We start from the raw sequence: 10,243 nt of genomic DNA on the forward strand, positions 1-10,243 counted from the left end.
AAATTAAAAAAGGAACTTTTTAACTAAATTTTAACAAAACGCAATTTTCTTCCCCTTTTTTAGTATGATTTTTGTTGAAACTCAACAATGGTAGCGTATAATTCGGGGGATTTTTCTGAATTAACAAACCAAATAAAAAGGAACGCCAATGTCGGTTGTGATCAATCGAGCCAAACAGCGTTATATTAAAGCGATAAAATGGGAAGCTACAATTATTTTTTTTAGTTTCTTTGCCGTGATTACTATGCAATCCGAGCTTAATTTTTCGTTTTTAGCGGGGGCAATTTCAAGTTTTTTACCGCATTGCGTGTTTGTTTACTGGATTTTCTTTAAATCAGCAAAAGTTCAACAAAAAATGACCGCTTTCTACTGGGGCGAGGGAATGAAATGGTTGATGGCGATTGTGTTAATCATTCTGAGTTTTATATTACTTCCTGCGTTAAAAGTGCTGTTTTTCTTTGCTGGTTATTTTGTGGCATTACTGTTAAATATCGTGTTACCCGTAGTGCTCGAACGGCATACAACCTAGTTTTTATATTTTTATCAAGGATAAATTATGGCTGGAAATACCGCTGAATATATTGGTCACCACCTTACGTTTGCAACCACAGGTGAAGGCTTTTGGAATGTGCATTTAGATACGTTATTTTTCTCTATCGTATCCGCTCTGATTTTCTTATTTGTATTTCGCAAAGTGGCAAAAAGAGCAACGACTGGCGTGCCAAGTAAGTTGCAATGTTTTGTAGAAATGGTGGTCGAATGGGTGGATGGGTTAGTAAAAGATAACCTTCACGCATCACACCATATTCGTCATAAAGTGGCTGCATTAGCATTAACTATTTTTTGTTGGGTTTTTGTGATGAATGCCATCGACTTAGTTCCTGTTGATTTTCTTCCCCAATTCGCTGGATTGTTCGGTGTTCACTATTTACGTGCGGTACCAACGGCAGATATTAGTGCAACACTGGGTATGTCAATTTGTGTGTTTGCCTTAATTCTCTTCTATACAGTGAAATCAAAAGGTTTTAGTGGTTTAGTAAAAGAATATACGCTTCATCCTTTTAATCACTGGGCATTTATTCCTGTCAACTTCATTCTTGAAAGCGTAACATTATTAGCAAAACCGATTTCATTGGCGTTCCGTCTATTCGGTAATATGTATGCAGGTGAGTTAATCTTCATCTTAATTGCAGTAATGTATATGGCAGACAATTTTGCATTGCAAGCATTGGGTATTCCATTGCATTTAGTTTGGGCAATTTTCCATATTTTGGTCATTACGCTCCAAGCCTTTATCTTTATGATGCTAACGATTGTTTACTTGAGTATCGCTTATAACAAAGCGGATCATTAAACGAACCCATAAGCGGTGGAATTTTAGTGAAATTTTGCAAAAATTAGACCGCTTGTATTTTTCTTTAACTTAAACAAAACCTTAGCCGAGAGGCTAATTCCTCAATCTTTTAATGGAGAACATTATGGAATCAGTAATCACAGCAACTATTATTGGTGCATCAATTTTATTAGCTTTCGCAGCACTTGGTACTGCAATTGGCTTCGCACTTTTAGGTGGCAAATTTTTAGAGTCTTCTGCTCGTCAACCTGAGTTAGCAAGCAGCTTACAAACTAAAATGTTCATCGTTGCTGGTCTTTTAGATGCTATCGCAATGATCGCTGTTGGTATCGCATTATTATTCATCTTCGCAAACCCATTCATTGGTTTATTAGGCTAATCCCTATAAATAATAGGCGTTACCTTCGGGTAATTTAACTAACTTTATAGGAGGCGTTGTGAACTTAAATGCAACACTAATTGGTCAACTTATTGCATTCGTCCTTTTTGTGGCGTTCTGTATGAAATATGTGTGGCCACCGCTTATTAAAGCGATTGAAGAGCGTCAAGCAAACATTGCTAACGCTTTGGCATCAGCGGAAAAAGCGAAACAAGAGCAAGCAGACTCAAAAGCTGAAGCAGATAAAGAAATCCTTAAAGCTAAAGAAGAAGCTCAAAAAATTATTGATTTAGCAACGAAAAGACGTAATGAGATTTTGGAATCTGTACAAGCAGAAGCTGAAGTAGAACGTCAGCGTATTATTGAGCAAGGTTACGAAGAAGTAGAAAGCCAACGTAAACGTGTTCAAGAAGAGTTACGGCAAAAAGTGGCTGTACTGGCAGTGGCTGGTGCAGAGAAAATTGTGGGTCGTTCTATTGATGAAGCGGCAAACAATGACATTATTGATAAGCTAGTTGCAGAACTATAATAAGGTGGGGCAGATGTCAGAATTCAGTACAGTAGCTCGCCCCTACGCTAAAGCAGCTTTTGATTTTGCTTTAGAGCAAGGTCAGTTGGATAAATGGCAAGCAATGCTACAGTTTTCAGCCCTTGTTGCTGAAAATGAGCAGGTGGAAGAATACATCAGCGGTGCACTTGCAAGCGGTCAAATTGCAGATTTCTTTTGCAATATCTGCGGCGACCAACTTGACCAATATGGGCAAAATTTCATTCGTGTGATGGCTGAAAACAGACGTTTAGCTGTTTTACCAACCGTTTATGCACAATATCTTGCATTGCGTGCAGAACATGAAGCAGTAAAAGACGTTTTAGTGGTTTCAGCAACCGAATTAAGTCAAGCACAAACCGATAAAATCGCAAAAGCGATGGAGAAACGCTTAGGTCAGAAAGTGCGTTTAACGAGCCAAATTGATACATCGTTAATTGCGGGCGTTGTCATCCAATATGATGATGTCGTGATTGATGGCAGTAGCCGTGGTCAGTTAGAACGATTAAGCCAAGCGTTGAGCTTGTAAGAGGAATAAAAAATGCAACTAAATTCAACTGAAATTAGTGAATTGATTAAAAAACGAATTGCCCAGTTTAACGTGGCGAGTGATGCTCAAAGCACAGGGACAATCGTTTCAGTAAGCGATGGTATTATTCGTATTCACGGTCTTGCAGATGTGATGCAAGGTGAAATGATCGAATTACCAGGTGGTCGCTACGCTATCGCATTGAACTTAGAACGTGATTCAGTGGGTGCGGTAGTAATGGGACCTTATGCAGACTTAGCAGAAGGTATGACCGTAAAATGTACAGGTCGTATCTTAGAAGTACCAGTAGGTCGCGGTTTATTAGGTCGTGTAGTAAACACTTTAGGTCAGCCAATTGATGGTAAAGGCGAAGTAGAACACGATGGTTTCTCACCCGTTGAAGTGATTGCACCAGGTGTAATCGACCGTCAATCGGTAGATCAACCAGTCCAGACAGGTTATAAAGCCGTGGACTCAATGGTTCCAATCGGTCGTGGTCAGCGTGAGTTGATCATCGGTGACCGTCAAACAGGTAAAACCGCATTAGCAATTGATGCGATCATTGCACAAAAAGATTCAGGCATTAAATGTATCTATGTGGCAATCGGTCAAAAAGCGTCAACTATCGCAAACGTGGTGCGCAAATTAGAAGAGCACGGTGCGTTAGCGAACACTATCGTAGTTGTGGCTTCAGCATCAGAATCAGCGGCATTGCAATACCTTGCGCCATACTCTGGTTGTGCAATGGGTGAATACTTCCGTGATCGCGGTGAAGATGCGTTAATCGTGTACGATGATTTATCAAAACAAGCGGTCGCTTACCGTCAAATTTCATTGTTATTACGTCGTCCGCCAGGTCGTGAAGCGTTCCCAGGGGACGTATTCTACCTCCACTCTCGTTTACTTGAGCGTGCAGCACGCGTAAATGCAGACTATGTTGAACGTTACACTAACGGTGCAGTAAAAGGTCAAACAGGTTCATTAACCGCGTTACCAATTATCGAAACCCAAGCGGGTGACGTTTCTGCGTTCGTTCCAACCAACGTAATTTCGATTACCGATGGTCAGATCTTCTTAGAGTCAAGCCTATTTAACTCTGGTATCCGCCCAGCGGTAAACCCAGGTATCTCGGTTTCTCGTGTAGGTTCTGCGGCACAAACGAAAGCGATCAAAAAATTATCAGGTGGTATCCGTACTGCATTGGCACAATACCGTGAATTGGCGGCGTTCGCACAATTTGCTTCAGACTTAGATGACGCAACACGCAAACAGCTTTCACACGGTCAAAAAGTGACTGAATTGTTAAAACAAAAACAATTCGCCCCAATGCCAGTGAGTGAACAAGCGTTAGTGTTATTCGCGGCAGAATTTGGCTACTTGGATGATGTTGAGTTAGAACGTATCGGTTCATTTGAATCCGCTTTATTAGCTTACGCTAATAGCAACCACGCTGATTTTATGAAGGATTTAGCAAAATCTGGCGATTACAATGACGCAATCAAAGATCAATTAAAAGCCATTGTTGAAAACTTCAAACAAAACGGTGCGTGGTAATCACAGTTAGCGGAGAAAAATTATGGCAGGTGCTAAAGAGATAAGAACCAAAATTGCGAGTGTTCGTAATACGCAAAAAATTACGAAAGCAATGGAAATGGTGGCAACCTCTAAAATGCGTAAAACGCAAGAGCGTATGGCAGCAAGTCGCCCTTATTCTGAAACGATTCGTAAGGTGATCAGCCATATTGCGAAAGGTAACATTGGTTATCAGCACCCGTTTTTAACCCCTCGTGAGATTAAGAAAGTCGGTTATTTAATCGTTTCAACAGACCGTGGCTTATGTGGCGGTCTGAATATCAACTTATTTAAAGCCACTTTAAATGAGTTTAAAGCGTGGAAAGATAAAGACGTAAGTGTCGAGCTAGGCATTGTTGGTTCAAAAGGTGTCGGTTTTTTCCAAAACATTGGCTTAAACATTAAAGCACAAGTTACAGGCTTAGGCGATAAACCAGAAATGGAAAATATCGTAGGCTTAGTAAATGGTATGATCAACGCTTACCGTGAAGGTGAAGTTGATGCGGTGTATATCGCCTATAACCGTTTTGAAAATACGATGTCGCAAAAACCAGTTGTTGCACAATTACTTCCATTACCGCAGTTAGACGATGACGAATTAGACAGCAAAGGTTCGTGGGATTACCTCTATGAGCCGAATCCGCAAGTGTTGTTAGACACTTTGCTCGTTCGTTATGTAGAAACGCAGGTATATCAAGCAATCGTCGATAACTTGGCATCAGAACAAGCCGCTCGAATGGTAGCAATGAAAGCCGCAACAGATAATGCGGGAACACTGATTGACGAATTACAATTAGTGTACAACAAAGCTCGCCAAGCAAGCATTACAAATGAATTAAATGAAATTGTTGCGGGTGCCGCAGCAATTTAAACGTGAAAGAGGAACGGTAATGGCAACAGGAAAAATTGTACAAATCATCGGTGCGGTGATTGACGTTGAATTCCCACAAGATGCAGTACCAAAAGTTTACGATGCATTAAAAGTTGAATCAGGTTTAACGCTTGAAGTTCAACAACAATTAGGCGGTGGCTTAGTGCGTTGTATCGCATTAGGTACGTCTGATGGTTTAAAACGTGGCTTAAAAGTCGAAAACACAGGCAACCCAATTGAAGTACCAGTGGGAACCAAAACCCTTGGTCGTATTATGAACGTATTGGGTGAGCCGATTGACGAAAAAGGTCCTATCGGTGAAGAAGCGCGTTGGGCGATCCACCGTGCTGCACCAAGCTACGAAGAGCAATCAAACAGCACTGAATTATTAGAAACAGGTATCAAAGTTATCGACTTAATCTGCCCATTCGCAAAAGGTGGTAAAGTTGGTTTGTTCGGTGGTGCGGGTGTAGGTAAAACCGTAAATATGATGGAGTTAATCCGTAACATCGCGATCGAACACTCTGGTTACTCAGTGTTTGCTGGTGTAGGTGAACGTACCCGTGAAGGTAACGACTTCTACCACGAAATGACAGACTCTAACGTATTAGACAAAGTATCGTTAGTGTATGGTCAAATGAATGAACCACCAGGTAACCGTCTGCGCGTGGCTTTAACAGGCTTAACCATGGCGGAAAAATTCCGTGATGAAGGTCGTGACGTATTATTCTTCGTTGATAACATCTACCGTTATACCCTAGCAGGTACAGAAGTGTCAGCACTTCTTGGTCGTATGCCATCTGCGGTAGGTTATCAGCCAACCTTGGCAGAAGAAATGGGGGTGTTACAAGAGCGTATTACCTCAACCAAAACAGGTTCTATCACCTCGGTGCAAGCGGTTTATGTTCCTGCCGATGACTTAACTGACCCATCGCCAGCAACCACCTTTGCGCACTTAGACTCAACCGTAGTATTAAGCCGTAACATCGCTTCTCTTGGTATCTACCCAGCAGTGGATCCATTAGACTCAACTTCACGCCAATTAGACCCATTAGTGGTCGGCGAAGAGCACTATAACGTGGCGCGTGGTGTACAAGGTACATTACAACGTTATAAAGAGTTAAAAGATATCATCGCGATTCTTGGTATGGATGAATTGTCTGAAGACGATAAACTTGTGGTAGCACGTGCGCGTAAAATCGAACGTTTCTTATCGCAACCGTTCTTCGTGGCAGAAGTGTTCACAGGCTCACCAGGTAAATATGTACCATTAAAAGACACCATCCGTGGCTTTAAAGGCATCTTAGAAGGCGAGTTCGACCACATCCCAGAACAAGCGTTCTATATGGCAGGTTCAATCGACGAAGTAGTTGAAAGAGCGAGCAAAATGTAATTGTTCCCTAACCCGATTAGGAACATCCGAAGAGGAAAATAGGAGAACAATATGGCAACGCAATTTGAACTTAACATCGTCAGTGCTGAGCAAAAAATCTTCACAGGGCAAGTTGTTAGCGTTCGCGTAACAGGTGTTGATGGGGAATTAGGTGTCTATGCAGGACACGTTCCACTTCTTACCTCCATCAAACCAGGTATGGTTAAATATACGTTAGAAGATGGCAAAGAAGAGTTCATCTATGTATCAGGTGGCTTCCTTGAAGTGCAACCCACGATTGTAACTGTCCTTGCAGACGTAGCAATCCGAGGTGAAGAGCTCGATCAACAACGTATCTTAGCTGCTAAACGCAAAGCCGAAGAAAAACTCAGCAATAGCAACAACGCAGATCTTTCTGCCAAACTCTCGCGTGAAATTGCGAAATTACGTGTTTACGATATCGTTAATTCACAACTTTCTCGCAGAAGATAACTTATTCCAATTAAACCAAACCCCAACTAAACGGTTGGGGTTTTCTTTTGTAGGGGGTGTGGACGAAGTTTATGCACGCAAGCGGTGGGATTTTTATAGAGATTTGCAAAAAATGTGTGGATTATACTAATCCGCACACATTACCAATAAATCTTATCTATTTATTTTTTAAGAGTTCATTCATTTCTGCTAATAGCTTAATCTCTTTCTTTTGGCTTTCTATTATTTCTTCTTTATGAGAAATAATAAGCAATAAACGTTGAATTTCTGATTTTAAATCTGTATCGCCAAAAGCGATACAAGAATAATGGTTGTTATTTGCTGAATTAGTTAAGTTAATCTTTCCATCTTCTCCATAAGCTAATAATTCAACGATATCAATGCCAAAAACTTCTGAAATTTGCTCTAATCTATCCAAGTTTGAACGTGTATCGCCACGCTCAATTTTAGCATATCCATTAGTTGACATACTTAATTTTGTTGCCATTTCTTCTTGCGTCCATTGACGACTTTCTCTTAACTGACGGATCTTTTCATTTGTTTTCATTGTTCACTACTTTTTGGATTTATATATACAAAATCTGGGTAGATAATCTTCACATTTTGTTGATTGTGGCATTTTTTAGCCTGAATTACAATTTGAATCAAGAAATAACCCATTTTAGGAGAAAACTATGGCATTTTTTGATTTTTCAAGCAGTTTTAAAAAATTCCGTGAAGAAGAAGGCTTTATGAATAAAGCATTTCATGGTACGGCAGCTTTAGTTAAAGGTGTGGGAAATGTTGGGATTTTAATGACAGTTGAGGCAGCTAAAAAAATCTTAAATAATCCTAATGCAAGTGATGAGCAAAAAGCTAAAGCTAGAGAAACATTAAGTAAATTTGATAAATAGGATTAGTTATGACTAATTATCGAATTACTCTTCTCAAAACGAAAGGTGATTATAGTTCAAAAATGTTGGTTAACATTCTCGCCCATAGTGTGAGTGAGGCTCGTCAAAAAGCAAAATCAATGTACCCGATGGGGAGCGTGATTGCGGTAGTAAAAAGTTAATTTTAATATGAGGTAAAACTATGCAAGAATTTGATATTCATTATACTTATGCAAAAGCTGATGGTACAAGTAGAACACAAACTAGTCAGAAAGTGCGAGCTGAATCTATTAGTGAAGCGAAAAAAATTATTGAGCAAAAACATGCGAGTAAAGGACAAATTGTTGTTCAATGGCGATAAGCTAATGTTTTGCTGAGCGTAATAAGTTACCCTCGAAATCCCTTTGGGGTTGGAGTTACATTTATCCAATAATAATCTTTTTGTATTAAGAAATATCTCATCTTGATATTTTATAGGGTAGGGCATACAATATCGGAAGGTCGGGGACAGGTTGCGACCCTATCCCCTTCCTAGCCGTTAGGCTATTTAGTTAAACATTGCAACCAGTAAATCCAGTATCGCTAATACTCTTATACTGATTGCCCCTACTAGCAATAAAGCTAGAATTGTCAGAGCAATAACTTCTGATGTTTTCACATAAATCACCCCCTTAGTGCTACAAGACTAAACGGCTAAGCAGTATGCTACGGTCAGGTAGCATTCTACCTAGGTCGCCGATAGCACGGGAATGATTTTATCATAGAACCGCCTTTATAGGCGGTTTTCTTTTTTATTCTCCAAAAATAAACCGTGATCTAGATCTCAAAATAAGAATAATTTGCATTTCAAAATGTTAAAATGGTGTTACACTATAGCCCGTATTTTTCACTATTCTATTTATCAGAGGTCAATATGATTATTTCATCAGCCAGCGATTATCGTGAAGCGGCACGCCGCCGTGTTCCTCCTTTTATGTTCCACTATGCTGATGGTGGCTCTTATGCCGAGCAAACTCTTGCTCGCAATGTGAGCGATTTAGAAAACATCGCATTAAGACAACGCGTGTTGAAAGATATGTCGGAGTTGGATACTAGCATTGAATTATTCGGCGAGAAACTTTCAATGCCAACTATTCTTGCACCCGTTGGGGCGTGTGGTATGTATGCGCGTCGTGGGGAAGTGCAAGCAGCACAAGCGGCAGATAACAAAGGCGTACCATTTACGCTTTCAACGGTATCAATCTGCCCGATTGAGGAAGTGGCACCAGCGATTAAACGCCCGATGTGGTTTCAGCTTTATGTATTAAAAGATCGCGGCTTTATGAAAAATGCCCTTGAGCGTGCGAAAGCAGCGGGCTGTTCAACCTTGGTGTTTACCGTAGATATGCCAACTCCTGGGGCTCGTTATCGTGATATGCACTCAGGCATGAGCGGTCCTTACAAAGAAATTCGCCGTGTGTTGCAAGGTTTTACTCACCCATTCTGGGCGTATGATGTGGGCATTAAAGGCAAACCGCACACATTGGGCAATGTTTCGACTTATATGGGTAGACAAATTGGCTTGGATGATTATATTGGCTGGCTCACTGAGAACTTTGATCCGTCGATTTCGTGGAAGGATTTAGAGTGGATTCGTGAGTTCTGGGAAGGTCCTATGGTAATTAAAGGTATTCTCGATCCAGAAGATGCGAAAGATGCCGTGCGTTTCGGGGCTGATGGTATTGTGGTTTCTAACCACGGTGGTCGTCAATTAGATGGTGTGCTTTCAAGTGCGAGAGCGTTACCGCCGATTGCCGATGCGGTGAAAGGGGACATCAAAATTATTGCTGATTCAGGTATTCGTAATGGTTTAGATGTTGTGCGTATGTTAGCACTGGGGGCAGATGCAACAATGTTAGGTCGAGCATTTGTTTATGCGTTGGGTGCAGCAGGTCGTCAAGGTGTTGAAAATATGTTGGATATTTTCAAAAAAGAAATGCGTGTAGCGATGACATTAACCAGCAATCGTACTATTGCCGATATTAAACCAGATGCATTAGTGGATTTAAGTAAACTCTAATTTACAAAACTTGGAGAAAAATAAACCGCTTGTTGGCGTAATTTTGTGTTTTGCGTATGTATTTTCTACAAGCGGTAAATTTTTTAAAATTTTTTTGCAAAAAGTGCTTGCACGAGTTTTATTTTTCTCTATAATGCACCTCACACAACGACGCACTGTTGTGAATGATTTAGATTGATATGCAGTGCGTCGTTTC

The 10,243-nt window shown here is 40.5% G+C and carries 14 protein-coding genes; 13 read left to right on the forward strand and 1 reads right to left on the reverse strand.

The features are described 5' to 3' along the window. Positions 1-148: 148 nt before the first annotated feature. The 9 genes from QMF79_RS09250 to QMF79_RS09290 all read left to right on the forward strand — a co-directional run bounded on the left by QMF79_RS09250 (position 149) and on the right by QMF79_RS09290 (position 7,116). Positions 149-529: an ATP synthase subunit I gene (locus tag QMF79_RS09250; protein WP_281773621.1), complete on the forward strand. Its 381-nt coding sequence runs from the start codon at positions 149-151 to the stop codon at positions 527-529. A 27-nt stretch (positions 530-556) separates the two neighbouring features. Next, complete coding sequence (gene atpB / locus QMF79_RS09255) at positions 557-1,354, forward strand: F0F1 ATP synthase subunit A (protein ID WP_040218428.1); 798 nt, start codon at positions 557-559, stop codon at positions 1,352-1,354. Between the two features lie 124 nt (positions 1,355-1,478). Next, positions 1,479-1,733 carry a F0F1 ATP synthase subunit C gene (gene atpE / locus QMF79_RS09260; protein WP_005706613.1) on the forward strand — a complete coding sequence of 85 codons (255 nt, stop codon included), beginning with the start codon at positions 1,479-1,481 and terminating at the stop codon, positions 1,731-1,733. 58 nt (positions 1,734-1,791) lie between these two features. Further along, complete coding sequence (gene atpF / locus QMF79_RS09265) at positions 1,792-2,262, forward strand: F0F1 ATP synthase subunit B (protein WP_281773622.1); 471 nt, start codon at positions 1,792-1,794, stop codon at positions 2,260-2,262. Positions 2,263-2,275: 13 nt separating this feature from the next. Next, on the forward strand, positions 2,276-2,809 hold the full coding sequence (gene atpH, locus QMF79_RS09270; protein WP_115608275.1) for a F0F1 ATP synthase subunit delta: 534 nt from the start codon (positions 2,276-2,278) through the stop codon (positions 2,807-2,809). 12 nt (positions 2,810-2,821) lie between these two features. Further along, a complete protein-coding gene (gene atpA / locus QMF79_RS09275; protein ID WP_281773623.1) occupies positions 2,822-4,363 on the forward strand; it encodes a F0F1 ATP synthase subunit alpha in 1,542 nt (513 codons plus the stop codon). 22 nt (positions 4,364-4,385) lie between these two features. Next, positions 4,386-5,252 (forward strand): F0F1 ATP synthase subunit gamma, encoded by an 867-nt coding sequence (gene atpG, locus QMF79_RS09280; protein ID WP_111313286.1) that lies wholly within the window; start codon positions 4,386-4,388, stop codon positions 5,250-5,252. A gap of 19 nt (positions 5,253-5,271) precedes the next feature. Then, positions 5,272-6,645, forward strand: a complete 1,374-nt coding sequence (gene atpD, locus QMF79_RS09285; RefSeq protein ID WP_040218425.1) for a F0F1 ATP synthase subunit beta — start codon at positions 5,272-5,274, stop codon at positions 6,643-6,645. 51 nt (positions 6,646-6,696) lie between these two features. Next, a complete protein-coding gene (locus QMF79_RS09290; RefSeq protein WP_281773624.1) occupies positions 6,697-7,116 on the forward strand; it encodes a F0F1 ATP synthase subunit epsilon in 420 nt (139 codons plus the stop codon). A gap of 157 nt (positions 7,117-7,273) precedes the next feature. On the opposite strand, the gene QMF79_RS09295 is transcribed toward QMF79_RS09290, so the two are convergent. Next, on the reverse strand, positions 7,274-7,663 hold the full coding sequence (locus QMF79_RS09295; RefSeq protein ID WP_040218424.1) for a helix-turn-helix domain-containing protein: 390 nt from the start codon (positions 7,661-7,663) through the stop codon (positions 7,274-7,276). A gap of 127 nt (positions 7,664-7,790) precedes the next feature. Here QMF79_RS09295 and QMF79_RS09300 point away from each other — a divergent pair, with 127 nt between their 5' ends. From QMF79_RS09300 to lldD, 4 genes are all read left to right on the forward strand, one after another. Beyond that, positions 7,791-8,009, forward strand: a complete 219-nt coding sequence (locus QMF79_RS09300) for a hypothetical protein (protein WP_111313284.1) — start codon at positions 7,791-7,793, stop codon at positions 8,007-8,009. Positions 8,010-8,017: 8 nt separating this feature from the next. Beyond that, entirely contained in the window at positions 8,018-8,170 is a 153-nt protein-coding gene (locus tag QMF79_RS09305; protein WP_281773625.1) for a hypothetical protein, read from the forward strand. A 20-nt stretch (positions 8,171-8,190) separates the two neighbouring features. Then, positions 8,191-8,349 carry a hypothetical protein gene (locus QMF79_RS09310; protein ID WP_181874561.1) on the forward strand — a complete coding sequence of 53 codons (159 nt, stop codon included), beginning with the start codon at positions 8,191-8,193 and terminating at the stop codon, positions 8,347-8,349. 552 nt (positions 8,350-8,901) lie between these two features. Further along, on the forward strand, positions 8,902-10,047 hold the full coding sequence (lldD, locus tag QMF79_RS09315) for an FMN-dependent L-lactate dehydrogenase LldD (protein ID WP_111313283.1): 1,146 nt from the start codon (positions 8,902-8,904) through the stop codon (positions 10,045-10,047). Positions 10,048-10,243 lie beyond the last annotated feature (196 nt).

Origin of the sequence: Pseudohaemophilus parahaemolyticus (assembly GCF_938021905.1) — a bacterium.
GTDB classification, from domain to species: domain Bacteria; phylum Pseudomonadota; class Gammaproteobacteria; order Enterobacterales; family Pasteurellaceae; genus Haemophilus_A; species Haemophilus_A parahaemolyticus_B.